We start from the raw sequence: 25,241 nt of genomic DNA on the forward strand, positions 1-25,241 counted from the left end.
CAAGATGTCCGCTTTTCACGGTGTCCGGCGTACGCATGAACGAACCCAAGCCATCGCAGGGCGCTGTCGTCGCGATGGGCGTCACCGTCATCATCTGGGCGAGCAGCTGGATCGTGATGAAAAGCGTGCTGGCCTATGCCGGTCCCTTCGATTTCTCCGCGTTGCGCTACGGCATCGGTTGCGTGCTGATGTTCGTGGTGTTGCTGGCGATGCGCCGCCCGCTGGCTCCACCGCCATGGGGCGGCACCGCGCTCGTGGGCCTCACCCAGACGGCCGCGTTCCAGGGCCTGGGGCAGTTGGCCCTCACCACCGGAGGCGCGGGCCACGTGGTGCTCCTGGCGTATGCGATGCCTTTCTGGGCGGTACTGCTGGCGTGGCTGATCCTGCGCGAGAAGCCCACGCCAAGGCACTGGCTGGGACTCGCCTTCGCCGCCGTCGGCCTGCTCGCCGTCATCGCCCCGTGGGAAGGATTGGGTAGCGTGCGGAGTACGCTCTATGCCTTGCTCGGCGGCATGTGCTGGGCTGTCGGCACGGTGATGAGCAAGCGCATGTTCCAACGCCACCACTGCGATCCGCTGAACTTCACCACCTGGCAGATGCTCTTCGGCGCCGCCGCGCTCACCGTGACGGCCCTGTGCGTGCCGCAACGTCCGATCGCATGGACGCCCGCCCTCGTCGGCGGCCTGGCCTATTCCGTCGTGTTCGCCACCTGCCTGGCATGGACCCTGTGGCTGGTGGTGGTACGCCGGCTGCCGACCGCCGTGGCCGCCTTGTCGGCACTGGCGGTGCCGGTGCTCGGCGTACTCATGGCCTGGGCCTTCCTGGACGAGCGGCCCACGCCGAACGAATGGATCGGCATGGCCTTCATCGCGGCCGGCCTCTTCGCCGTCAGCGGCGCGCGCCTTGCACGCTCACCACGGTAAGGCGTCGAGATCGACGTTGCCGCCGGTCAGCACCGCGCCGACACGGTGGCCGGCGAAGCGGTCCGGGTAGCGCAGCAAGGCGGCCAGCACCGTCGCGCTGGACGGCTCGACCACGATCCGCAGCTCCGACCAGAGCAACCGCATCGCGGCAACCACCTCCGTGTCGCTCACCCGCAAGACGGACACGCGGTGCTCGCGCAAGACGCGGAAATTCGGTTCGCCCACGAGGGTACGCAAGCCATCGCAGACGGTTTCGGGCGTGAACGGACCCACACGCGCGCCGGCTTCCAGCGACCGCGCCGCGTCGTCCGCACCTTCCGGTTCCGCGGCGAACAGGCGCAGCCTCGCATCGATGGCATGCGCTGCGATGGAACACCCCGCCGCGAGCCCGCCGCCGCCCACCGGAAACAGCACGGTATCGATATCGGGGTGTTGCCTCAGCAACTCCGGCACCACCGTGCCCTGTCCCGCCATCACGCGGGGATCCGCATAGGGATGGACCAGCGTGGCGCCCGTCGCGGCCTGCACCTGGGCCGCCTTCGCCTCGCGCGCCGCCGTGGTCGGCTCGCATCGATGCACCGTGGCCCCCGCGGCGACGATGGCATCGACCTTCGCCTTCACCGCGCCCTCGGGCACCACCACATGGGCGGGGATACCGCGCGTGCGCGCGGCCATCGCCAGCGCATTGCCGTGATTACCCGACGAATGCGTCACGACGCCACGCCGGGCGTCTTCCTCGTCCAACGACCACACCGCATTGGTGGCGCCTCGAAACTTGAAGGCGCCGCCGCGCTGGAGGTTTTCGCACTTGAAGCGCACCGCCGTGCCGACTCGCGCGTCGATGAGATCGCTGCGCAGGACCGGCGTGACCGTGGCATGCGGCGCGATGCGGGCGGCGGCATCGCGGATGTCGTCCCAGGTGGGGATCGCATTCATCCACCGAACTCCACGCCGCAGACGAAGCGGCGCTCGGCACCGGGAGCGAGCGTGATCGCGTCCTGGCAATCCTCGCGGTTGAACGCGTTGGGGATGCATTCCATCGGCTCCAGCGCCACCGACTTGCGCGCGTCGCGCTCGGCCGTGTCGGAGGTGAAGGCGAGCATGACGCCTTTTTCCTGCCATACCGCGATGCGGCGACCGGTGGCCGGATCGCTCAGGTGCGTGCGTGCGCGGCCGTCGGCATCGCGCGCCAGTGTCGCGTACGTGTTGTTCAGCTCGGTATGGCCGATCGCCCGCGCCTGGCGGAAATCCAGCGAGGCATCCGCTTCGCCGATCGGCTGCCAGGCCGCCGGACCCGGCACCGGGATGAAGCCCTCGTCGGCGACGATGATCTCGTCGGCGGGAATCTGCAGCACCCATCCCTCGATGGGCGTGTCGGACAGGCGGAAGTACGGATGCCAACCGAAGAAGGTCGGCGCATCGCGGTCGCCGACGTTGCGGGTACGCGCGTCGACGGTCAGCCCCTTCCCGTCCAGCGTGAACGTCACGGCGACATCCAACGCGAAGGGATAGCCCGGGCGCGCTTCCGGCCGGATCGCCTGCGTGGCGAACGTGACCGTCGCGGCATCGTCGCCCCCCGCGTCGTCCCGCACGTCGAACCGCTCGCCGCGCAGGAAGCCGTGACGGCTCGCGCGATCCTTGCCCACGACGCCCGGCTGCAGATCGTAGGCCTGGCCTTCGAAGGTATAGCGCGAATCCTCCACCCGGTTGGCGAACGGCGTCATGATCGCGAAGCGCGAGCCCTTGTGCGGCACCAGTTCGGCTTCGTCGCGAAAGCCGTCGGCGATATCGTGGCCGTCCAGCTTGATGGACAGCACCGTGGCGCCATGGCGGGCGATGCGTACCTCGCGGTGTGCGACGGTATCGGTCAGCACGACCAGTTCCTGGGCTCCGAGGGAGTCACGCGTGACGGTGAAACGGGGCATGGGGCGGTTTCCTTTTGGCGAATCCGACCGCATGTTAGCCTGCCAGCCAGTCATTTGAGCCTTCTCTGACGCCATGAGCGACCGTTCGGACACCCCCACCGCCCCCATCCTCCTCACCGACTACCGCCCGCCGGCGTGGACGGTGGAACACGTGGAACTGGCCTTCGACCTGGGGATCGACCGCACCGAGGTCGCCGCCCGCCTCGAGGTGAGGCGCGAGGCCGACGAACCCATCCGCCTGAACGGCGAGGGGCTCGAACTGCTCGAGTTGACGGTGGACGGGCGCCGGCTCGGCGAAGGGGAGTACATGCTTGCGAACGGCGTGCTCGAACTGGACATCGAGGGCGAGCGCGGCACCATCGGCACGCGGGTCGCGCTGAAACCGGCCGAGAACACCGCGTTCGAAGGCCTCTACCTTTCCGGCAGCCGTGAAGCGGGCTTCCTGCTCACCCAGTGCGAGGCCGAGGGCTTCCGTCACATCACCTTCTTCCCCGATCGTCCCGACGTGCTGTCGAAGTACACGGTGACCCTGCGCGCCGACAAGGCGCGCTTCCCGGTACTGCTCGCGGGGGGCAATCCCGATGGCGAGGGCGACCTTCCCGACGGTCGCCACTGGGCCCGTTTCGTCGATCCGCACCCCAAACCCAGCTACCTGTTCGCCCTGGTCGCCGGGCGCCTGGAACGCATCAGTCGCGATCACATCACCGCCGACGGCCGCACCGTGGCGCTGCACATCTGGGCCGAGCCCGACGCGATCGACCGCTGCGATTACGCGATGGACTCGCTCGTGCGCTCCATGACCTGGGACGAGCAGGCGTACGGTCGCAATTACGACCTGGACGTGTTCCACGTCGTCGCCACGCACGACTTCAACATGGGCGCGATGGAGAACAAGGGCCTCAACATCTTCAACGCGAAATACCTGCTCGCCGATCCCGATTCCAGCACCGACGACGAGTATCGCCACGTCGAGGCGGTGGTCGCGCACGAGTATTTCCACAACTGGAGCGGCAACCGCGTCACCTGCCGCGACTGGTTCCAGCTGAGCCTGAAGGAAGGCCTCACCGTCTTCCGGGAGCAGAGCTTCTCGGCCGACATGAACTCGGCGCCGCTCAAGCGCATCGAAGACGTGGCCCTGCTTCGTCGCGCGCAGTTCCCCGAGGATGCCGGTCCGCTGTCGCATCCGGTACGCCCGTCGCAGTACAGCGAGATCAACAACTTCTACACGGCCACCGTGTACGAGAAGGGTTCGGAACTGGTGCGCATGCTCGCCGGCCGACTGGGCCGGGAAGGCTTCCGCAAGGGCATGGACCTCTACTTCGACCGGCACGACGGCCAGGCGGTGACCATCGAGGACTACCTCAAGGCCCTGGGCGACGCGAACGGCGTCGACCTCATGCCCTACCTCGCCTGGTACGAACAATCGGGCACGCCGCGCCTGAGCGCCGAAGCCCGGCACGACGCGGAAAATCGCCGTTACCGCCTCACCCTGCGCCAGCGCACGCCTCTGGGCACGAGCCAGGGCGCGCGCAAGCCGCTGCCCATTCCCGTGCGCCTGTCGCTGTTCGATCGCGACGGCCGCGCGCTTCCGCTGCGCATGGAAGGTGAAGGTGCCGCGGGCGGCACCGAGCGCACCGTGGTGCTCGACACGGCCGAACAGGTGTTCGTCTTCGACGATGTCGCGCAGGCCCCGGTCCCGTCGCTGCTGCGCGGCTTCTCCGCACCCGTGATCCTCGAGTACGACTACACCCCGGACGAACTGGCGATCCTGCTCCGTCACGATCCCGACGGCTTCAACCGTTGGGAAGCGGGCCAACAGCTCGCCGGCCTCGCCTTCGACGATTGCCGCGACGGTCGCGATGCCGGGCCGGCCATCACCGCGTGGACGGGCGCGCTGGCGGATCTCTTCGCCGAGAGCGCCGTGGACGACGCGCTACTCGCCGAGCTGCTCACGCCACCCGGTGAGATCGAGCTGGTGGAGCGCCAGGCCGAGCGCGATCCCCAGCGCATCCGCGACGCCCGCCAGCGCATGCTCGGCGCCCTCGCCGAGCGCATCGGCGCGACGCCACTGCGTGCCCGCTACGAGTCGCTGCGCGCGGGCACCAGCGCGGCACTGGACGCCGCCAGCCAGGCCCGGCGCCAACTCAAGCGGCGCGTGCTCGATCTGCTCGCGCTGATAGCGCCCGAAGAGGCCCGCACGCTGGCCCGCTCGCAGTACGACGACGCACCGGGTATGACCGACCGCCTCGCCGCGCTCTCCACCCTGGCGCTATCGGACGCGAACGCCGCCATGGAGCCCATCGCGCACTTCCGCCGGCGTTACGAGGGCAACGCACTGGCCCTCGACAAGTGGTTCGCGATGCAGGCGCAACTGCCGGGCGAAAACACGCTCGCACGCATCCAGGCCCTGGAAGGCGATCCGGCGTTCACGCTGAAGAATCCCAACCGCGTCCAGGCACTGATCGGCACCTTCGCCCGCGCCAATCCCACGGGCTTTCATCGTGCCGAAGGCGCGGCGTATCGCTGGCTGGCCGATCGCCTGCTGGCCCTGGATGCGCTCAATCCACAGGTAGCGGCGCGCGTGGCCACCGCCTTCAACGGCTGGAAGCGGCTGGAGCCGGTGCGACGCGAAGCGGCCCATGCCGTGGTGGCGGAACTGTCGGCGCGGAAGGATCTTTCGCGTGACCTCACCGACATCCTCGCGAGGGTGGCGCTCGGTTAAGCGTGCGCTGCATCACAGCATGAAAGTGCGGGTGATCAAGAAAGTGACGCTCCGCGTCACCCATTGCCGAAATCGAGCAGGTTGTTGACAAAAAAGTCACGCACGGTTCATTGGAACGGTGTAGTGTTGCCCTCAACGAACGAAGCCGCACCCAAGGGCGCGGCTTCTCGTGCCAGTCATACGGTTTCTGGCGCCCGGCAGCACGGTCATCCTGGATTCCCCCTGTTCCTGAGACCGCCGGGCGCCAGATCTCATTCGTCGACCGAATGGGGCGTCCCTGCCCGCCATTCCGCTTCCTTCCCCCGGCACACGGCCGAACCCCTGTCGTCCAGCCTCGGCGCGCGGATGATCGCGCTGCGTCCGCCCGGGTGAAGTGCCGGCACCATCAAGCACGAGTCATGCCATGGTTGCCGAAAAGGGGTTCACGCTGCGGCGCAACGTCGTACCCCGCGCCGGCGTAAACTAGCCCATCGGCCCCTCGATGCCCTGACCCAAGATGCTTCATCAAGAATCCTACGACGTGATCGTGGTCGGCGGCGGCCACGCCGGTACCGAAGCCGCGCTGGCCGCGGCGCGTGCCGGCGCTCGCACGCTGCTGCTGAGCCATAACATCGAAACCATTGGCCAGATGAGCTGCAACCCCGCCATCGGCGGCATCGGCAAAGGGCACCTGGTCAAGGAAATCGACGCCCTGGGCGGCGCCATGGGCCGCGCGGCCGATCGCGCAGGCATCCAGTGGCGCACGCTCAACGCCTCTAAGGGGCCGGCCGTGCGCGCCACGCGTTGCCAGGCCGACCGCGCCCTCTACAAGGCCACCATTCGCTCCATGGTGGAAACCCAGCCCAACCTGTGGCTGTTCCAGCAGGCGGTGGACGACCTGATTCTCGCGGGTGACCGCGTGGCCGGCGTGTGCACCCAGATGGGCCTGGATTTCCATGCACCCGCCGTCGTCCTGACGGCAGGCACCTTCCTTGCCGGGAAGATCCACATCGGTCCGGCTCAGTACGCGGGCGGCCGCGCCGGGGATCCCCCCGCCTCCACGCTGGCGTCGCGCCTGCGCGAGCTCCCGGTCGCCGCCGACCGCCTGAAGACCGGCACCCCGCCGCGCATCGACAGCCGCAGCATCGACTTCTCCGTGCTCGACGAGCAGCCGGGCGACGATCCGATGCCGCATTTCTCGTTCATGGGGTCGCCCGCCGACCATCCGCGCCAGGTGAGTTGCTGGATCACGCACACCACCGAAGCCACGCATGACCTCATTCGCGGTTCGCTCGACCGCTCGCCGCTTTACAGTGGCCAGATCGAAGGCGTGGGCCCCCGGTATTGCCCGTCCATCGAAGACAAGGTCGTTCGTTTCGCCGAGAAGACCTCGCACCAGATCTTCGTCGAGCCCGAAGGCCTCGACACGTTCGAGATCTATCCCAACGGCATCTCCACGTCGCTGCCCTTCGACGTGCAGTACGCGCTGGTGCGATCGATACCCGGCTTCGAAAACGCGCACATCACGCGGCCGGGCTATGCGATCGAATACGACTACTTCGATCCGCGCGGCCTGCACCCGTGGCTTGAGACGAAGAATGTCCCCGGCCTGTATTTCGCCGGGCAGATCAACGGCACCACGGGTTACGAGGAAGCAGGCGCGCAAGGCCTCATCGCCGGCATGAACGCCGCGCTGGCCGTGCGCGGCGACGCGCCCTGGTATCCCCGACGCGACGAAGCCTACGTCGGCGTGCTGATCGACGACCTCACCACCAACGGCACCATTGAGCCGTATCGCATGTTCACCTCGCGAGCCGAATACCGGCTGCACCTGCGCGAAGACAATGCGGACCTTCGCCTGACCGAACAGGGCTACGCGCGTGGCGTGGTATTCGAGGATCGCTTCCGTCGCCTCGAGGCCAAACGCGAGGCCACCGAGCGCGAGACGGCGCGCCTGCGTGGCCTTTGGGCCGCCCCCACGAATACGCTCGGCGCCGCCGTGGAACGCTCGCTCGGCGTCGCCGTCAGCCGCGAGACGCATGCGCTCGACCTGCTGCGCCGCCCCGAATTCGATTACGCCGCCATCACCGCCGTGCCCGAGCTGGGTCCGCCGGTGGGCGACGCCGAAGTGGCGTTGCAGGTGGAAGTGCAGGCGAAGTATTCCGGCTACCTCGAGCGCCAGCGCGACGAGATCGAGCGGCAACGCAAGCACGAGTCGACGGCCATTCCCGATGGCTTCGACTACGACCGCGTGCGCGGGCTTTCGGCTGAGGTCTTGCTCAAGCTGAAGCACTCGCGGCCCGCGACGATCGGCCAGGCCTCGCGTATCAGCGGCGTGACGCCGGCGGCGATCTCGCTGTTGCTGGTGCACCTGAAGCGCCGCGCGGCCTGATTCGCCGATACGATCGGCTCCCACCCTTCGGTAGCAGGGCATCCCGTAACCCTGCCTGCCAGGTGAGTGGGGACCGACGCGGGGCCTCCATGCCAACCGGCAGTCGGCCGCGTCACGCCCCATCTGGCATCATTTGCCACCAGTGAACCCCCTTACGGAAGGTCAACCATGCAAGTCTGGATCGGACGCAACGGCGAACGCTTCGGCCCCTACACCGACGACGAAGTGCGCCAATGGCTTCGCGACGGCACCGTTCGCACCGACGAACTCGGCTGGTACGAGGGCATGACCGACTGGCGCCCGATGGGTGAGCTCTTTCCCGAGGCTCGCCCCGAAGCCTCGGTCGCGCCGCCGTCGCCCCCGCCTTTCCTCGGCATCAACGAAGCCGCCGCACCCGACTACGCCACGTTCTGGAGCCGCGTGGGCGCCTGGGTCATCGACTACATCGTGCTCATGGTGCCCTTCACGATCATCAGCATGGCCATGGGCCTGGGCAGCCTGATGACCGAATTCCTGTCCAGCTTCGAGCGCGACCAGACCGCGGCGTTCGCCGCGTACGCCACCGCCGTTCGCCCGATCAGCCTGGTGCTGGTGATCGTGGGGTACCTCTACTACGTCTTCTTCGAGAGCTCCAAGTGGCAGGCCACGCCCGGCAAGATGGCGCTGGGCATCCGCGTCACCGACGTGCAGGGCCGCCGCCTCACGCCGGCCCGCGCCGCGGGACGCAATGCGATCCGGCTGGTGAACGTGCTCAGCTCGCTGGTGCCCTTCGTGTTCTACATCGTCGCCGCCTTCACCCAGCGCAAGCAGGGCGTGCACGACCTGCTCGCCGGCACCTACGTGCTCGTCGGCCGCGCGAGCCAGGCGGTCGAACCCGCGCCATCGGCGCGCCCGGGCAACCACGGCAGCTTCGACGCCTGACCTTCCCTCCCCGGCCATCCCGGCCGGGGCGTTCCCCGCGCTTGCTATCATCGACGGCCCGGCCCGACGTACCGGCCGGCTGAGCAACGCACAGGAACGACATGCAGAGCATCGAACAACGTATTGCCCAGGACATCGCCGCCAAGCCCGACCAGGTGCGCGCGGCGGTGGAACTGCTCGACGGCGGCGCCACCGTGCCCTTCATCGCGCGCTACCGCAAGGAAGTCACCGGCGGCCTCGACGACACGCAGCTGCGCCTGCTCGAAGAGCGCCTGCGTTACCTGCGCGAACTGGAGGACCGCCGCGCGGCCATCCTCGACAGCATCGCCGAACAGGGCAAGATGACCGACGCCCTCAGGGCCGACATCCTCACCGCCGACACCAAGGCCCGGCTGGAAGATCTCTACCTGCCCTACAAGCCCAAGCGCCGCACCAAGGCGCAGATCGCCCGCGAGGCCGGCCTCGAGCCGCTGGCGCTGGGCCTTCGCGACGACCCATCGCAGGATCCGGAAACCTTCGCCACCGGCTTCGTCGACGCCGACAAGGGCGTGGCCGACACCAGGGCCGCCCTCGACGGCGCCCGCGCCATCCTCATGGAAACGATCGCCGAAGACGCCGCCCTCGTCGGCGAACTGCGCGACTGGCTCTGGGACAAGGGCCAGATCCGCGCCACCGTGGTGCCCGGCAAGGAAAACGAAGGCGCGAAGTTCCGCGACTACTTCGACCACGTGGAACCCGTGTCGAAGATTCCCTCACACCGCCTGCTTGCGCTGATGCGCGCGCGCAACGAGGGCGTGCTGGAAATCGACCTCAATCCCGGCCTCGACGCCGACCAGGGCCATGCCGAAGGCGAAGGCCGGGTCGCCGCGCGCGCGGGCATCGTCAACCAGGGCCGCCCGGCCGACGCGTGGCTGCGCGAAACCGTGCGCCTCACCTGGCGCGTGAAGCTGCACCTGCACCTCACGCTCGACCTGTTCGGCCGCGTGCGCGAACACGCCGAAGACGAAGCCATCCGCGTGTTCGGCGAGAACCTGAAGGACCTCCTGCTGGCCGCCCCCGCCGGCACGAAGACGGTGATGGGCCTCGACCCCGGCATCCGCACCGGCTGCAAGCTGGCCATCGTCGACGCCACGGGCAAGTTGCTCGCCTACGACACCATCTATCCGCACGAACCGCGCAACCAGTGGGATCAATCCATCGCGCGCATCGCACAGCTGTGCAAGCAGCACGGCGTGAACCTCATCGCCATCGGCAACGGCACGGCCTCGCGCGAAACCGACAAGCTCGCCGGCGAGGTGATCCGCAAGCACGCCGACCTCAACCTCGCCAAGATCGTGGTGAGCGAGGCCGGTGCGTCGGTGTACTCGGCCTCCGAATTGGCGGCGAAGGAATTCCCCGACCTCGACGTCTCGATCCGTGGCGCGGTGTCCATCGCCCGCCGCCTGCAGGATCCCCTCGCCGAACTGGTGAAGATCGAGCCCAAGGCCATCGGCGTGGGCCAGTACCAGCACGACGTGAACCAGGTGAAGCTCGCCCGCGCGCTCGATGCGCGCGTGGAAGACTGCGTGAACGCCGTGGGCGTGGACGTCAACACGGCCTCGGCGCCCTTGCTGGCGCGCGTGGCGGGTCTGTCGTCCAGCGTGGCCGAGAACGTGGTCAAGCACCGTGATGCCAACGGTCCCTTCCCCAGCCGCAAGGATCTCCTCAAGGTGCCGCGCCTGGGCGACAAGGCCTTCGAACAGTGCGCGGGCTTCCTGCGCATCACCGGAGGCAGCAATCCGCTGGATGCCAGCTCCGTGCATCCGGAGGCCTATCCCGTCGTTGAGCGCATCCTCAAGCAGTGCGGTCGCGAGGTGAAGCAGGTCATCGGCGACAGCGGGTTCCTTCGTGGCCTCAAGGCCGAGGATTTCACCGACGAGACGTTCGGCCTGCCGACGGTGCGCGACATCCTCAAGGAACTGGAAAAACCCGGCCGCGACCCGCGCCCGGAATTCGTCGCGCCGAGCTTCGCCGAAGGCGTGGAAGACCTCAAGGACCTGCGCGAAGGCATGGTGCTGGAAGGCCGCGTCACCAACGTGGCGGCCTTCGGTGCCTTCGTCGACATCGGCGTGCACCAGGACGGCCTCGTGCACGTCTCCGCGCTGTCGCACACCTTCGTCAAGGATCCGCGCGACGCGGTGAAGGCCGGCGACATCGTCAAGGTGAAGGTCATGGAGATCGACATCCCGCGCAAGCGCATCGCCCTGAGCATGCGTCTGGACGACGTGCCCGGGGAAGCGCGTGGCGGACGTCCCGCCCAACGCGACGATGCTTCCGGCGGCGGTCGCCGCGGTGGACAGGGGGGCGGTCGCGGTCCGATGCCGCCCAAGCCGGCCGCCGCGCCGGCCAACAGTGCCTTCGCGGACGCGTTTTCCCGCGCCCTCAAGAAGTAGGCCCTTTCGGCAAGAAACTTCTCAAAGCCCAGGGTTCGTCGGTGGAAAACCGGGAACCCTGGGACGATCGCCTACAGCCCCGTACAGGCCGCGATCGGCGAGCTTATCGCGGCGCAGCATGCGCCCGCGTATGGCTTTCCATTACCGTAACGATTCTCTAACACCCCCAGGGAGTGATCCACATGCGCATCCGCCATCTCGCCGGCGCCATCGGCGCCGCCCTCCTGTTCAGCGCCGGGGCGCACGCCGACGGTTTCCAGCAGGTCGTCTCCTTCGGCGATAGCCTGAGCGACAACGGCAACGTCTCGATTCTTGTCGGCTCCCCCGTGACCTCGCGTTTCACCACCAATCCCGGCACCGTCGCCGTGGAGAACATCGCGACGTACTTCAACCTCTCGCTGACGCCGTCGCTCCAGGGCGGCACGGACTACGCCTACGGTAATGCGCGCGCGGCCGTCGCCAATCCCATCGCCGGCCCGCTGGTCGCGACGCCGACCTCCGCCCAGATCCAGTCCTACCTCGCCGCCAACGGCGGCAAGGCCAACCCCAACGCCCTCTACACGATGTGGATCGGTGCCAACGACCTGCTCGCCGCCGTGCAGAACCCGGCCAATGCCCAGGTGACCGTGGCCACCGCCGCGGCCAACGAAGTCGGCCAGATCCAGGCCCTGCAGGCCGCCGGCGCGAAGACCATCGTCGTGTTCAACCTCCCCGACGTGGGCAAGACGCCCGCCGCGATGTCGCAAGGTGCGGCCGCCTCGGCCGGCCTTACGCAGCTGAGCCAGCTCTACAACGGCATCCTTTCCGGCGGCCTGGCCTCCGCGCAGCGCGGCATCGTGCCGATCGACACCTACACGCTGCTCAACGAAGTCATCGCCAACCCGTCCACCTACGGCTTCAAGAACGTCACCGTGCCGGTGTGCACCACGTCCAGCTCGCTCAGCTGCTCGCCGGCCACGCTGCGCGATAGCGACGTCAACAGCTACCTCTTCGCCGACGGCATCCATCCGACCGCCGCCGCGCATGCGCTGCTCGGTCAGTACGCGGTGTCGGTCATCGAGGCGCCGCAGAAGATCTCGCTGCTGGGCGAAGCGGGCCTGGCCACGAACGCGGCGCACGTGCGCTCGCTGCGCAACCAGATGATGTCCGACAACTTCGGCGCGGACTCCCGCTTCTTCGCCTCGGTCGATTACGGCCAGCAGAAGTTCAAGGACACCGGCACCTCGCCGAAGACCGACAGCGATAACGTCAACCTCACCGTCGGCGCCGACGCCAAGGTCAACGAGAACTTCAACGTGGGCGTCGCCCTCGGCCTCGGCCAGACCGACGCCAACTTCCAGGGCGGTGGCGGCTACAAGCTGCAGGACGTCGCCGGTTCGGGCTATGCGTTCTACCACGCGGGCGGCGGCTATGTCGGCGGCTTCGTCAGCTTCGGCCAGCTGAGCTTCACCGACATCGATCGCCGCATCGACCTGGGCGCGGCGCGCCGTACCGAAACCGGCAAGACCGACGGTTCGCACGTCGGCGGCGGCCTGAGCGGCGGCTGGTGGTTCGGCAACGAATCGCTGAAGACCGGTCCGTTCGTGAGCGTGGAGTGGGAACAGCTTCGCGTGTTCGGCTACACCGAATACGGCAGCACCAGCACGGCGATGCAGTTCGGCAAGCAGACCCGCAATGCGCGCATCGAAACCGGCGGCTGGCGCCTGCAGGGTTCGTGGCAGTCGGGCAGCACCACGCTGCATCCGTTCGCCGAAGTGGCCTACAACCACGACGGTCGCGCCGACGATCGCTTCGTCACCGCCGGCCTCACCAACATGTCGGGCCGCTTCAGCGTGCAGGGCTTCTCGCCCGACAAGAACTGGGTCACCGCCGACCTGGGCCTCTCGGCCGACTTCAGCCAGCGCTGGAGCGGTTGGGCCGCGTACAGCGGTCGTTTCGGCGATGATTCGCAGCGTTACAACAGCCTCAACCTCGGTGTGAAGATGGCGTTCTGAGCGACACGGTCCCACAAACGAAAAGAAGCGCCGACACTCTGTGTCGGCGCTTCTTTTTTTACCCCATGGATCAGTTTGGTGGCCGGAGCAACCTTACTTTTTGCCGCCGGCCTTCGAGAACATCGCCTCGGCCTGGCTCTTCAGGCTGTTGGCTTCGTCATCGCCGAGCACGTCGACCTTGCCACCCGCTTCCTTCTCCTTCAGTACCAGCTCGCCGGCATCGTTCCAGCCCGCGCGCTCGGTGGAGGTCGGCTTGCCATCCTTGCTCGGCTTCTTCTCCTGCACGATGACCCACGGCTTACCGTTCTTGTAAGCGTAGTTCGTCGAGGTGAAACCCTTGTCGCCGTAATCGACCAGTTCGATGACGAACTGGACATCGTTGCCCTTCTTGAAGATCTGCCAGCCGCGCGACTCGCCTTCCTTCAGCGCGGTGCCCTGGGTCATCTTCAGGCCACCGATGTTCTTCTTCAGGCTGTTGAAGCCCGCGAGTTCCTTCTCGCCCGGGGTGGCTTCACCCACGAGCTGGATGTTGGCGACGTTCTTCGCACCCTTGGTGAGCACCGGCGTCTTCAGCGGCGACGAGTAATGGCGATCGCCATCCTGCAGCGACACGTCGACGATGTACATGTCGTTCGGATTCAGATCCGCCGCGTTGAAATCGAGCTGGAAGGGCTGCGGGATCGTTACCGGAGCGATCGTCTTCGTCGCGAGCGGCTGCGAGCCCTGGGCGGAGACGTCGACCAGTTTGAGCTCGAGCTTGGCGTCCGGAGAAAGCTGCTTGCCCGCATCGCGCAGGGTCACGGTACCCGTGACGTTGTTGGCCGGGGCGGAAGCGTCGGGCGTACCACCGTTGGCGGCCTGCTGGCCGTTATCGGAAGAGCCGCCGCAACCGGCAAGGGCCAGCGTGGCCACGGATGCGAGCGACAAGAAAAGCCTGCGCATGGGTCTGAACCTCAGTAACGGATCGGAAAAAAGGTCACGCAGGATACGCACGCGCATGGAGCGCCATACCTTGCGGGGGGAACCTTGGAGCATACCGGCAAATTGGCGGATGGAAAAGTCAAGAGTAAAAAAGCGTATACATCTGAAATTTGTGATCCACATGGCGCGACACGCCGTATCGTTGCCGAATGAGTGCAAAGCCTTCATCCGCCTTAACTATCAATAACTTGCAGAGCATCAGAAGAGGCGGCATCCGCGATAGGTTCCATGTCAGGTATTTCAGCCCCTTATCGGCAAAGTCCGGCGCGCCTCTTCCAACGCCGAGGCATGATCGGATGCCGAGAAAGGCTCGGCATTGCCAAGAGACCTCCATGATCCTGAAATCGATCGTCGTGGGAAGCTTGATGTCGTTATCCGCTCTGGCGGCTACCGGCGCGCAAGCGGCAGTAAGCCAGGGCTCGTCGTTCGTTTACTTCGACGCCGACGGCAACCTGGTCGGCCATCAAATCACGTGGTGTGAAAGCAACATCACTCACGCGGGCAATGTCCACACGCCCTATCAGATCCTGCTCACATGGGACTGCAAGTTCCACACGTCTTCGGGCGAATCCATCTATCCCGGCACGGCCGTCGTTTTCTCTAGCCTTCCACCCAACGTAAGCATTCCTCAGGCATGCGCCCAGACGAATGGTTATTGCCTTCCAGGGCCGGGTCCCGATGTCATGGTGGGTAAAACCTGGACCTACCTTCCCGGGAGTGGATACGACGAACGGGGCAATCCCACCGATTGAGTCGCCGAGCCGGCGGCCTCGCAGGAAACGAAAAGCGCCGCCCGATATGGGCGGCGCTTTCTTTATTACGACAACGACTTTCGATCAATTAAAAGTCGTAGGTCACACCGAAGCGAACGTAGCGCGGGGTCTCCCACGAACGCGGCAGCTTGTAGTAGCCGTCGCTGAAGTCCGGCTCGAGGCGGGTCGGCTTCTGTTCGTTGAAGACGTTGTACACGTTCACGTTGAACGCCAGCTTGTGGTCCGCGAACGACGGACGATATTCCGCGTTGAGCGAGAAGATGTGCGTCCACGGCGTGTCGCCAGCCGAACCGGCCGGAGCCGGCAGGCCGTTGCAGTAGTGGTAGTAGTTGCCCGGGTAGGCCGGAGCGGTCTGGTCCGGGCCGTAAAGACCCTGGCAGGAGCTCGGAGCGCCCGAGGCCATCGTGAAGATGCCCGAGATGTTCCATTCCGGGTTGATCTGCCAGGTACCGAAGGCCTTGAGCTGATGACGATGGTCGTTCGGCAGACGGCCGCCCGAGTATTCCATCAGGTAGGGGTAGTCCCAGTCCTGCGTGGCGGCGATGTCGGCCTGACCGATGTCCGACTTCACCTGACCTTCCGTGTTGCCGTAGCTACGCGAGAAGGTGTAGGTGACGCGGCCCCACCACGTACCGTCGAACGGATGCTCGAGGTAGGTATCCAACGCGTAGTACTTACGCATGACGTGCGGGAAGCCGAAGTCGTCGTTGGTGATCTTGACCTGCTGGTACCCGCCGGCCGCGTTCGGCAGCTGGAAGGTAGCGGCGGAACCGGGGTTGAAGAAGTAGCAACCGCGCAGACCGGTGAGATCGGCACCCTGCAACGTCGCCTGTTCCTCGAACACGTCCGTGTCGCAGACGTCGTCGATCGCGCGATTCAGCTTGCGATACGTCGCCTTCATGCCGAAGGTGTACTTGTCGCCGAGCGCCTTGTCGAAGCCGAGGATGTACTCATCCTGGGACTGCGCCTTGAGGTTCTTCGCCGTCACCGTGTTCGCGTCCGGAGCCTGGCCGAATTCGCGGTTGGCGGAATACGGAACCTCGGGACCCTGATACGTGTTGATCGGGGTGAGGCCGGTGGGCTGACCCAGGGCGTCGATGCCGGTGTAGGTGTAGTACGTGTTGGTGTACAACGAACCGGACGCACCGCGCAGCGCGACGCTGGTCGGAAGGGCGAGATAGTAACGACCCGCGTTACCGTAGATCTTGAGGGTAGAGTCGCCGAACACGTCCCAGCTGAAGCCCAGACGCGGAGCCCACTGCGGGCGGGTCTGGCGAATGAACGCGGCACCGTCCGGGTTGTAGTTGGTGAACTGGTCGTTACGCAGGCCGATCTTCACCAGCCAGCGATCGTTGACCTGCCACGAATCCTCGATGTACTGCGCACGCTGCTCGACGCGGATGGACGCGTTGGTTTCCTGGATGTACTTGGAAACGAAATAGCCGTTCTCACCGCCCGGATAGTTGGCCGGCGCGTCGACTTCGCCGTCGGCGATATCGGACGTCGGATCGTTCTGGCGACCGTAGTCCCACGCATAGCCGGACGTCGGCGCCATCAGCGAGCTGTCGTTGAGATCCTGCGTGCGCTGGTTATCGATACCCGCCGTGATCGTGTGATCACCCAGCTTGTACGTCAGGTCGATGCGGTAATTCGCGCCACGGGTCTGGTGGGACGGATCGGCCACATGAATGATCGTGTTCTGGTTCGTGATCGGACGACCGCCATTCAGCGCAGGATTCTGCTTGCCGGCATCGCTCGAGATGAGCGGAGTGATATCCGCGTACGGGTTGTAGGGATCACGATAGATGTCCGTGACCTGCTTGCCGTACTGAGCCGAGACCGTGAAGTCGTCGGTGATGTAACCGGTGTACTTCGCGATCCACATGCGTGCCGACGACTTCGTGGACACGGCCGGGGCGACGTAATCGCCACGCTGGAAGGTGTCGTAGTCGTAGTCGTAGTTGGAACCGCTGAACTCGTGCTTGGTGGAAGCGCCGGTCAGTTCGAGGATGTGGTTATCGGTGATGTTCCAGTCAAGCTTGGCGTACCACTTCGGATCCTTGTAGGTGCGCTTGGTCTGCTGCGACGTCTCGACCGACTGCGTGTTCGTGTCTTCCGTACGGTCACCCTCGACCGACGCGAACATGAACAGCTTGTCCTTGATCAGCGGGCCGCCCACGTAGGCGCTTTCCACCGCTTCCCAGCCCTTGTTGGCGCTGCGATTCTGGTAAAGGGTTCCGTTCGTTTCGCCGCCCGGATAGGCATTGCCGAAGTACGTGTTGCGCGGCGTGCCACGAGCCCATTCCGGCGTATAGAGGATCTGGGCGCCGAAATGCCACTCGTTCGTGCCGCGCTTGCCGATCTGGTTGATCACACCGCCGTCGGAGCGACCATAAGCGGCGCCGTAGCCGCCGGTCAGCACTTCCTGCTGTTCGATGGAGCCATACGGCAGTTCGATGCCGCCGAGCCCGTTGAGCGGGTCGGTGACGTTCATACCGTTGATGTAGTAAGCGTTTTCAGCAACGCTCGCGCCGCCGAACGACGACAGGCGCTGACCGTTCTGGCCGACGAAGTCGGAGCTGCCCTGGACCACACCCGGAGCCAACTGCGCGATGGCGTCGGCGTCACGCGCCAGCGGCAGCTTGGCCAACTGAGCCGAGGTGATAACCGTGCGCGAGTCGACGCCAGTCACGTCGATCGACGGCAGAGCGTTTGCGGAAACGGTCACACCGGAAAGATCCTGCGCGTTGCCCGCCGTGGCGGCGGCATTCGCGAACGAAACCTCCGTACCGGAACCCACGCGGATGCCGACGTTTTCACGAGTGGAGACGGTCGCACCGTCGGCCATCAGCGATACGTTGTAGGTACCCACCGGCAGGTTGCTGACCGTGTAACGACCGGACTGGTCGACGGTGACCGTACGTGTCACGCCCGAGGTGCTGGTCACGGTGACGGTCTGACCCGGCGTGGCCTGGCCGAAGATCGTGCCGGAGGTGGACTGAGCGAGAACGGCGCCGGTGCCGCCGAGGCCAACCGCCAGGGCAACCGCCAACGCGGAACGACGCAGGGCCGATGCCTGCAGAATGCTGCGAGAACTCATGTGCAAATCTCCCCAGATCGGCCCGAACCGGGCCTGAAAAACGAGCAACCCGGCACAGGCCGGAAAAATAAAGGCCTTGGCGGTGCACGTTTCCGGGGTGATTCCTCGCCGCCAACTCCTCCCAGAGTGGCGCCGTCCCCATGAGACCTGCTCCCGACAAGTCCGTCGACTCTTGCTGTACGCGATCGACTTCACGGTTTGTGAAACCAATCCGACAGGATTCGCCGATGCCGAACATAGGGGCAGGCGGGCGGCCGTGTCAACAAATTATTTACAAGGCATTGGCCCGAAAATAAGGATCTGGCGGGAGAGTGGGCTGCTCATCGGCCGGAAAAGGCCACCGGTGGGCCGGTGGCAATTCGGGGAGACGTTATTGCGGCTGCCGTCCTGGCTCGTTTTTTTTGCCGGGTAAAAATGTCCGGGGAGGGTCCCTCCTCCCCGGCGTGCCGCTTAGAAGTCGTAGCGGACGGTGAAGCGCATGGAACGCGGATCGGTGTAGTTCAGCTCGCGGTTGTAGGTCTGGCTCACCACATCGCGTTCGGACGCGTAACGGGAGTTATAGGCCGTCGGCGTCTGCTTGTTGAGCACGTTGAGCACGTCGAACTGGAAGGTGAGGTTCTTGTCCAGCCAGGTCGGCGTGTACGCGACATTGAGGTTGACCAGGTACAGCCACGGCGCCGAGCCGTGCGTGCCGCGGTTGGAGCGCTCGTAGCCCGCCGTGCCCGGCAGGCCGCAGAAGTAGTAGTACGAACCCTTGTACAGACCCTTGTCCTGGGTCGGGTAGAAGCTCGTGCAGTTACGCGGGCGGCCCGAGATGATCTGCGCGTTGGCACCGAAGCGCCAGTCGTCGTTGAGCTGGTAGTAGCCGAACGCCTTGATCTGGTGCGTATGGTCGTTCGGCAGGCGGCCGTTGGCGCCCTGCATGAGCTGCGGCAGGTCCCAGTCCTGGGTGACCGACACGTCCGCCTGGCCGCCCGTACCCGTATCCAGGTCGGAGGCCAGCTGGCCTTCGGTGTTGCCGTAGCTGCGCGAGAACGTGTAGTCGATGCGGCCGTACCACTTTTCGGCGAACGGATGCTCCAGGTAGAGGTCGAGCGCGTAGTACTTGCGCTTGAGCTTGCCCAGGTTCAGCTGGTCACGGGTGTAAGTCACCGTGCTGAACGTGCCATCGTCCTCTTCGATGTTGAAGGTGTTGGCCTGGCCCGGGTTGAACAGGAAGCAGCGGCCGCCCAGCACCGGGGTGCAGGTATCGTCGATCGCGCTGCGCAGCTTGCGCCACGTGATCTTGGCGCCCCAGTTCCAGGTGGGCAGGAAGGCGTGGTCGACGCCGGCGATGTACTCGTCCTGGAAGTGCGACTTCAGGCCCTTGGCCGCGACGGTGCGCGGGTCCGGTGCGGTGCCGCACTCGAGGTTGGTGGACACGACGTTGCCGCCGCACGAGTAACCCTGCGCCTGGTTGACGGCGATCGGCGCCAGCCCCTGCGGGATGCCGTCGACGACACCGGTGTAGGTGAAGTACTCGTTGGTGCCCAGCGAACCGGACGCCGCGCGCACGGCCACGTTGTTGGGCATCGCCAGGTGGTAGCGGCCGGCGTTGGCGTAGACCTTCAGCGTGGAGTCGCCGAAGACGTCATACGCGAAGCCCAGGCGCGGTGCCAACTGGTGGCGCTGCGCGGCGTACTTGTCGCCGTCGCCGTTGAAGTTGCTGAACTGCTCGTTGCGCAGGCCCAGCGACAGCAGCACGCGGTCGGTGAGCTGCCAGCGGTCTTCCACGTACTGCGATTCCTGCTCCGTGCGGACGCGGGCGGCCGTGGTCGTGTAACCGCGATAGACGTAGTAACCGTCGGTACCGAAGCCACCCGCGGGGCCGGGGGCACCCACGCCGTGCGGGGCATCCACCGCCGTAGCGCCCGTGGCCACCTTGCCGTAGTACCAGCCGTAGCCGCCCGGCAGCGACGTGCCGGTGTACGACTCGGCGATCTGCCGGTCCGCACCGAACTTCACGTCATGGTCGCCGATGCGGTACTCGAGGTCGACGCGCCAGCCGTGGGTCTTGTCCTGGGCGCCCGGCACGCGCACGCTGCTGGCATAAGCCTGGCAGCCCGCGTAGTTGAAGCCCGGCACACGCACCTGTTGGGACGCGGAGATGTACGGGCATGCGTCGTTGTAGTTGAAGGGCAGCTGCAGATGGTCCTGCTTCTGCTTGCCGTACAGCGCCGACACCGTGAAGTCATCGGTGATGTAGCCGGTGTACTTGCCGATGTACAGGTCACCGCCATCCTTGGTGTACACGCCGCTGTTCTGCGTGCTGCCGTGAGTGTCGTCGGCGTAGTTGAAGCCGTAGGTGTTGGAGGTGTACTCGGACTTGTCCGACACGCCCGTCAATTCGAGATGGTGGTTGTCGGTGATGTTCCAGTCGATCTTCGCCGTCCAGCGAGGGATCTTGTACTGGTATTCATTCCAGCCCGTGCGGGCGACCGAGGTCGACGTGATGTTCGAGGCGACCGCCTGGCCTTCGCGCTTGGTCATTTCCGCGTCGACGTAGAAGAACAGCTTGTCCTTGATCAGCGCGCCGCTGGCGTAGGCGCCGTAGGTGCTGCGGAAATAGGTGTTCTTGCGGTTGTACTGGTAGATCGTGCCGTCGGTGGAGTTCGGATAGAAGCCCGTGTCCGGGTAGTAGCTGTTGCGGGCCTCGGCGCGCGCGAACTTCGGCTCCCAGATCGTGTAGACGCCGAAGTGGAAGTCGTTGGTGCCGCGCTTGGTCACCACGTTGATCACGCCGCCGGTGGAGCGGCCGAACTCGGCGCCGTAGCCGCCGGTGAGCACCTGCTGCTGGTCGATCGCGTCGAACGGCAGCTGCGTGGTGCCGATGGCCGTGAGCGGGTTGGTGACGGCATAGCCGTTGATGAAGTAAGCGTTTTCCGAAGCCGCCGAACCGCCGAAGCTCGGCACGCCGCCGGAGTTGGCGACCGTATAGCTCGAGTTGGCGATGACGCCCGGCGCCAACTGGGCGGCGGCGAGCACGTCACGCGCGATCGGCAGCTTGTTCAACTGCTCCGCGGTGAGCACCGTGCGCGTATCGACCGACGACACGTCGATCGAAGGCAGGGCCGTGGCCGTGACGGAGACGCCTTCGAGCGTGCTGGCGTCATTGGCCTTTGCGGCGCCGCCGAACGACACGTCCGAACCGTTGGAGATGGTCACCGACACGTTGTCGCGCGTGCTGACCGTGGCGCCGTCGCGCTGCAGCGTGACGGTGTAGGTGCCGGGCGGCAGCTGCGTGACGCGATAGCGGCCGTCGCTTTCCACCGTGATGGTGCGGCTGAAGCCGATCTGCGGGTTGCTGACGGTGACCGTGGAGCCGGGCTGCCCTTCGACGGTGCCGAAGATCGAGCCGGACGTGTTGGACTGCGCCAGCGCCGCTCCCGAAACGGAGGCCAATCCGATGGCCAGGGCCAGCACGGTACGACGGCCCAACATCGAGGCCGGGTAAGTACGCGAATTCATCAAAGTGGATCTCCCCTGAAAACCGCTCGCGCGTGTTTTTGCGACATTGCGGCAAATCGACCCCGCCCCGGCCTGCGCCAGGTGAAAGCATTTCGGTGTCGAAAACATCATCAATCGCGGCGAATCCGCTGTATCCGGTTCGCCGCCCCCAAGCGCGCCGCTCCTCCCGGGCGACGCGGAAGTAACATATACGTAACGCATGTAATTACGGCAAGCCGCAATTTCACCGATCTTTGACGATGGATAATTGCGACGACAGTAAAGTCTTCGACAGCGGAATTAAAAATCTCATGGGACGTAAGGAGTTGCGAACGATGACGACTCGTGACTTCCGGCACTTATGGAATCTGACTTAGGAAACATTCCTAGACGAATCGCATCCCGACGCCTCTGCGCAGGGCCAAAAAAAGGCCCCCGTGCTGGGTGCACGGAGGCGATCCGGGGAGTCACTCTGCACGTCACCGTCAGGGCGCGTCCCGCGCCCAGCGGCTCTTTTTATTGTCGGTTTTCGGTTACGAGGACTTACATCGAGAAGTCGTACCGGGCCGTCAGGCGGATGCTGCGCGGCGTGGAGTAGCTCAGCGGACGGCCATAGGTCGGGCTGAGCGGGCCGTCGGCCGTCTGGTAGGTTTCGTCGATGTTCTGCACCTTCTGCTGGTCGAAGACGTTGAAGACGTCCACCTTCAGCGCCAGGTCGTGGTTGAAGTACGACGGCCGGTATTCCGCGCTCAGCGACAGCTGGTAGGTCCACGGCAGGCGGCCACGCGATCCACGCGGAGCCTCCTGGCCGTCGCAGTAGAAGTACGACGAGCCGTAGTTATAGATATCCGGCGGGCGGATGCCGAGGCAGTTCTTCGGACGGCCCGACACCGCCGTGAGGTTCGCGCCGAAGAGCCACTCGGGATTGACCTGCCAGAAGCCGTACGCTTTCAGCTGGTGGCGGCGGTCGCTGGGCAGCGGACCGTTCGAGCCGATCATCAGCTCGGGGAAGTCCCAGTCCTGCGTGACCGACGGATCCAGCTGGCCGATGTCGGACTTCAACAGACCCTCGGAGTTACCGAAGCTGTGCGACCAGACGTATTCGGCGCGGCCGAAGAACTCCTGGTTGAACTGGTGCTCGACGTAGAGGTTCACCGCCAGGTACTTGCGCTTGAGGTCCGGGAAGCCGAGGTCGGCCTTGGACAGCGCCACGTTCTCGTACGTGCCGTCGTTGTTGAGGTCGATGGTGAACGTGTTGCCCTTGCCCGGGTTGAACAGCAGGCAGCCGGGAATCGACGCGTCGGGGCTGATCGTGATGTTGTTGCGCTCGGCCCATGCCTCGATCGGACGGGTATCGCACATGTCGTCGATGATGCTGCGCAGCTTGCGGTAGGTGGCCTTCGCGCCCACGGTCCAGTCGGTGCCCAGCTGCTTGTCGAAGCCGAGGATGTATTCGTCCTGGTAATAGGCGCTGAGGTTCTTCGCCGACAGGGTCTTCGGGTCGGGCGCGCTGCCGTCGGCACCGTTGGCGAAGTGGATGTCGGAGATGGGCGTCGGGTTGATCGGCGTGTTGGTGATCGGATCGACGCCGCCATAGGTGAAGTACTGCCGTTCGAACAGCTGCGGACCGGCGCCGCGGATGGCCACGTTGGACGGGATCGCGAGATGGTAACGACCGGCGTTCGCGTAGATCTTCAGGGTGGAGTCGCCGAACACGTCCCAGGTGACGCCCAGTCGCGGCGCCAGCTGGTGGCGCTGCTTCACGAACACCACGCCGTCGGTGTTGAAGTTCTTGAACTGCTCGTTGCGCAGGCCGAGGTAGGCCAGCCAGTTCTGCGAGATCTGCCAGTGGTCTTCGATGAACTGGGCTTCCTGCTCCACCTTCACGTTACCCGCGGCACGGAAGATCTGGCGACGGGCGATTTCGGTAGAGCCGGGCGGAATGGCCAACTCGGGGAAGCCGGCGATCTGGCCGCTGGCCGGCGGGTTGCTGTACGTCCACAACGCGCCACCCTGCACGGCGAGGCCGCCAAAGGACTCGGCCGTCTGGTTGTCGATACCCGCACGCAGGTCATGGTCACCCAGCGAGTACTGGATGTCGAAGCGCCAGTTGCGCACCTTGTCCTTCGCGCCCGGGACGATCAGGTTGCCCTGCACCGGCGCGCAACTCACGCGCTTGAGGGCCGCCGGCACGTTGCGGTTGTCGATGATATTGGGGCAGGTGACACCTGCCGCGCCGGCGACGTCGTCGACGTGGTCGGTCACGCTGCGGCCGTAAAGGGCATCGATCGTGAGCGAATCGGTGATGTAGCCGGTGTACTTGCCGATGTACATCTTGCCGCCCGGCGTGGAATTGGCCACGCCGATGTTCTTCTGGTGCTCGGTGCCGAGCACGCCGGTGCGCGAGCGCGTGGCGTAGTCGTACGAGTAGATCGTGGTGTCGTTGAGGTTGGAATCGCCGATGCCGGTCAGTTCGAGGATGTGGCTGTCGGTGATGTTCCAGTCGATCTTGCCGATCCAGTGATTGGCCTTCAGCGGACCGTCGAACGCCGTCTGCGTCAGCACGTTGGTGACGCCGGCCGAGTTGTCGTTGCGCACCACGTCGGCGGCGGCATAGACGAAGAGCTTGTCCTTGATCAGCGGACCGCTGAAGTACAGGCCGTAGAGCAGTTCGTCGGTCTTGTTGCGCGCGCGGTACTGGAAGATCGTGCCGTCGGTCACGTTGCCCGACGTCTGCGGATAATAGATGTTGCGCGGATCGGCCTTGAGCGCGCGCGGGCTCCACTGCACCTGCGCACCGGCCTTCCAGGTGTTGCCGCCACGCTTGGTGGTGAGGTTGACCACGCCACCGGTGGAGCGGCCGTACTCGGCGCCGTAACCGCCGGTGAGGATCTGCTGCTGGTCGATCGCATCGAACGGAAGCGTGGCGAAGCCCAGGCCGGTCAGCGGATTCGTGACCGCGAAACCGTTGATGTAGTACTGATTCTCGGCGGCCGACGCGCCGCCGAACGAGATCACGCCGCCGTAGCGGGAGTCGCCGGTCACCACGCCAGGGGCCAGCAGCGCCGCGGCATTGACGTTCGAGGCGACGGGGATGCGCTGCAGCTGTTCGGCGGTGAGCACCGTACGCGAATCGACCGACGAGACGTCGATGGCCGGCAGTGCCGTACCGCTGACGCTGATGCCCTCCAGGCTGGTGGCCGCACCGGTCGACGCGGCGGCGACGAAGGACACGTCGGTACCGGTGCCGATGTTCACCTGCACGTCGCGCGTGTCGGTGGCGGCGCCGTTACGGACCAGGCTGACCTTGTAATGGCCGACCGGCAACGACGTGGCGCGGTAGCGGCCGTCGGCAGGCAACGGCAACTCACGGGACAGGCCGGTGTCCACGTTCTCGATGCGAATGGTGGCCCCGGCGGCGTTATCCGCATGACCGAAGATCACACCGGATGCGTTGGACTGCGCGTGCGCCGTTCCGCCGGCCAGGCTGAGGCCCAGCGCCACGGCGAGCGCGGTGCGGCGGACGTGGCCGCCGTTGTACATGGATTTCATTCGTGTCTCCCCAAGACAAAATCGCATCCCCTCGATGCGAATCGTAAGTTCTTGCGAATCT

Annotated in this window: 13 protein-coding genes; 7 read left to right on the plus strand and 6 right to left on the minus strand. The window is 65.6% G+C overall.

The features are described from left to right. Window positions 1–35 precede the first annotated feature (35 nt). A complete protein-coding gene (locus tag JNG39_RS18805; protein ID WP_368313501.1) occupies window positions 36–923 on the plus strand; it encodes a DMT family transporter in 888 nt (295 codons plus the stop codon). Here JNG39_RS18805 and JNG39_RS18810 read toward each other — a convergent pair. Then, a complete protein-coding gene (locus tag JNG39_RS18810; protein WP_368313502.1) occupies window positions 912–1,859 on the minus strand; it encodes a threonine/serine dehydratase in 948 nt (315 codons plus the stop codon). The genes JNG39_RS18805 and JNG39_RS18810 overlap by 12 nt on opposite strands. Beyond that, complete coding sequence (locus JNG39_RS18815) at window positions 1,856–2,848, minus strand: aldose 1-epimerase (RefSeq protein WP_368313503.1); 993 nt, start codon at window positions 2,846–2,848, stop codon at window positions 1,856–1,858. Before JNG39_RS18815 ends, JNG39_RS18810 begins: the two co-directional genes overlap by 4 nt. A gap of 73 nt (window positions 2,849–2,921) precedes the next feature. On the opposite strand from JNG39_RS18815, the gene pepN reads away from it, so the two are divergent. The 5 genes from pepN (at window position 2,922) to JNG39_RS18840 (ending at window position 13,288) form a co-directional block, all read left to right on the plus strand. Next, window positions 2,922–5,570 carry an aminopeptidase N gene (gene pepN, locus JNG39_RS18820; protein ID WP_368313504.1) on the plus strand — a complete coding sequence of 883 codons (2,649 nt, stop codon included), beginning with the start codon at window positions 2,922–2,924 and terminating at the stop codon, window positions 5,568–5,570. 496 nt (window positions 5,571–6,066) lie between these two features. Then, window positions 6,067–7,941 carry a tRNA uridine-5-carboxymethylaminomethyl(34) synthesis enzyme MnmG gene (mnmG, locus tag JNG39_RS18825; protein ID WP_368313505.1) on the plus strand — a complete coding sequence of 625 codons (1,875 nt, stop codon included), beginning with the start codon at window positions 6,067–6,069 and terminating at the stop codon, window positions 7,939–7,941. A gap of 168 nt (window positions 7,942–8,109) precedes the next feature. Further along, entirely contained in the window at window positions 8,110–8,862 is a 753-nt protein-coding gene (locus JNG39_RS18830; RefSeq protein WP_368313506.1) for an RDD family protein, read from the plus strand. Between the two features lie 101 nt (window positions 8,863–8,963). Then, window positions 8,964–11,294, plus strand: a complete 2,331-nt coding sequence (locus JNG39_RS18835) for a Tex family protein (RefSeq protein ID WP_368313507.1) — start codon at window positions 8,964–8,966, stop codon at window positions 11,292–11,294. 182 nt (window positions 11,295–11,476) lie between these two features. Then, window positions 11,477–13,288, plus strand: coding sequence for an autotransporter domain-containing protein (locus JNG39_RS18840; RefSeq protein WP_368313508.1), 1,812 nt, complete (start codon window positions 11,477–11,479; stop codon window positions 13,286–13,288). Window positions 13,289–13,381: 93 nt separating this feature from the next. Here the strand turns inward: JNG39_RS18840 and JNG39_RS18845 are convergent, their stop codons facing one another. Beyond that, a complete protein-coding gene (locus tag JNG39_RS18845; protein WP_368313509.1) occupies window positions 13,382–14,230 on the minus strand; it encodes a DUF1481 domain-containing protein in 849 nt (282 codons plus the stop codon). 371 nt (window positions 14,231–14,601) lie between these two features. On the opposite strand from JNG39_RS18845, the gene JNG39_RS18850 reads away from it, so the two are divergent. Then, window positions 14,602–15,021: a hypothetical protein gene (locus JNG39_RS18850; protein WP_368313510.1), complete on the plus strand. Its 420-nt coding sequence runs from the start codon at window positions 14,602–14,604 to the stop codon at window positions 15,019–15,021. 88 nt (window positions 15,022–15,109) lie between these two features. Here JNG39_RS18850 and JNG39_RS18855 read toward each other — a convergent pair whose 3' ends face one another. The 3 genes from JNG39_RS18855 to JNG39_RS18865 form a co-directional block, all read right to left on the minus strand. Then, on the minus strand, window positions 15,110–18,142 hold the full coding sequence (locus tag JNG39_RS18855; RefSeq protein ID WP_368313511.1) for a TonB-dependent receptor: 3,033 nt from the start codon (window positions 18,140–18,142) through the stop codon (window positions 15,110–15,112). A 450-nt stretch (window positions 18,143–18,592) separates the two neighbouring features. After that, a complete protein-coding gene (locus tag JNG39_RS18860; protein ID WP_368313512.1) occupies window positions 18,593–21,649 on the minus strand; it encodes a TonB-dependent receptor in 3,057 nt (1,018 codons plus the stop codon). Window positions 21,650–22,171: 522 nt separating this feature from the next. Further along, on the minus strand, window positions 22,172–25,180 hold the full coding sequence (locus JNG39_RS18865; protein ID WP_368313513.1) for a TonB-dependent receptor plug domain-containing protein: 3,009 nt from the start codon (window positions 25,178–25,180) through the stop codon (window positions 22,172–22,174). Window positions 25,181–25,241 lie beyond the last annotated feature (61 nt).

This window comes from Luteibacter sp. CQ10, assembly GCF_040900725.1.
In the GTDB taxonomy this organism is placed as follows: Bacteria; Pseudomonadota; Gammaproteobacteria; order Xanthomonadales; family Rhodanobacteraceae; genus Luteibacter.

Coding starts and splice junctions, on each gene's coding strand:
- JNG39_RS18830 (WP_368313506.1), top strand. CDS start 8,110: ATGCAAGTCTGGATCGGACGCAACGGCGAACGCTTCGGCCCCTACACC.
- JNG39_RS18860 (WP_368313512.1), bottom strand. CDS start 21,649: ATGAATTCGCGTACTTACCCGGCCTCGATGTTGGGCCGTCGTACCGTG.
- JNG39_RS18805 (WP_368313501.1), top strand. CDS start 36: ATGAACGAACCCAAGCCATCGCAGGGCGCTGTCGTCGCGATGGGCGTC.
- JNG39_RS18845 (WP_368313509.1), bottom strand. CDS start 14,230: ATGCGCAGGCTTTTCTTGTCGCTCGCATCCGTGGCCACGCTGGCCCTT.
- mnmG (WP_368313505.1), top strand. CDS start 6,067: ATGCTTCATCAAGAATCCTACGACGTGATCGTGGTCGGCGGCGGCCAC.
- JNG39_RS18865 (WP_368313513.1), bottom strand. CDS start 25,180: ATGAAATCCATGTACAACGGCGGCCACGTCCGCCGCACCGCGCTCGCC.
- JNG39_RS18835 (WP_368313507.1), top strand. CDS start 8,964: ATGCAGAGCATCGAACAACGTATTGCCCAGGACATCGCCGCCAAGCCC.
- pepN (WP_368313504.1), top strand. CDS start 2,922: ATGAGCGACCGTTCGGACACCCCCACCGCCCCCATCCTCCTCACCGAC.
- JNG39_RS18815 (WP_368313503.1), bottom strand. CDS start 2,848: ATGCCCCGTTTCACCGTCACGCGTGACTCCCTCGGAGCCCAGGAACTG.
- JNG39_RS18855 (WP_368313511.1), bottom strand. CDS start 18,142: ATGAGTTCTCGCAGCATTCTGCAGGCATCGGCCCTGCGTCGTTCCGCG.
- JNG39_RS18840 (WP_368313508.1), top strand. CDS start 11,477: ATGCGCATCCGCCATCTCGCCGGCGCCATCGGCGCCGCCCTCCTGTTC.
- JNG39_RS18850 (WP_368313510.1), top strand. CDS start 14,602: ATGATCCTGAAATCGATCGTCGTGGGAAGCTTGATGTCGTTATCCGCT.
- JNG39_RS18810 (WP_368313502.1), bottom strand. CDS start 1,859: ATGAATGCGATCCCCACCTGGGACGACATCCGCGATGCCGCCGCCCGC.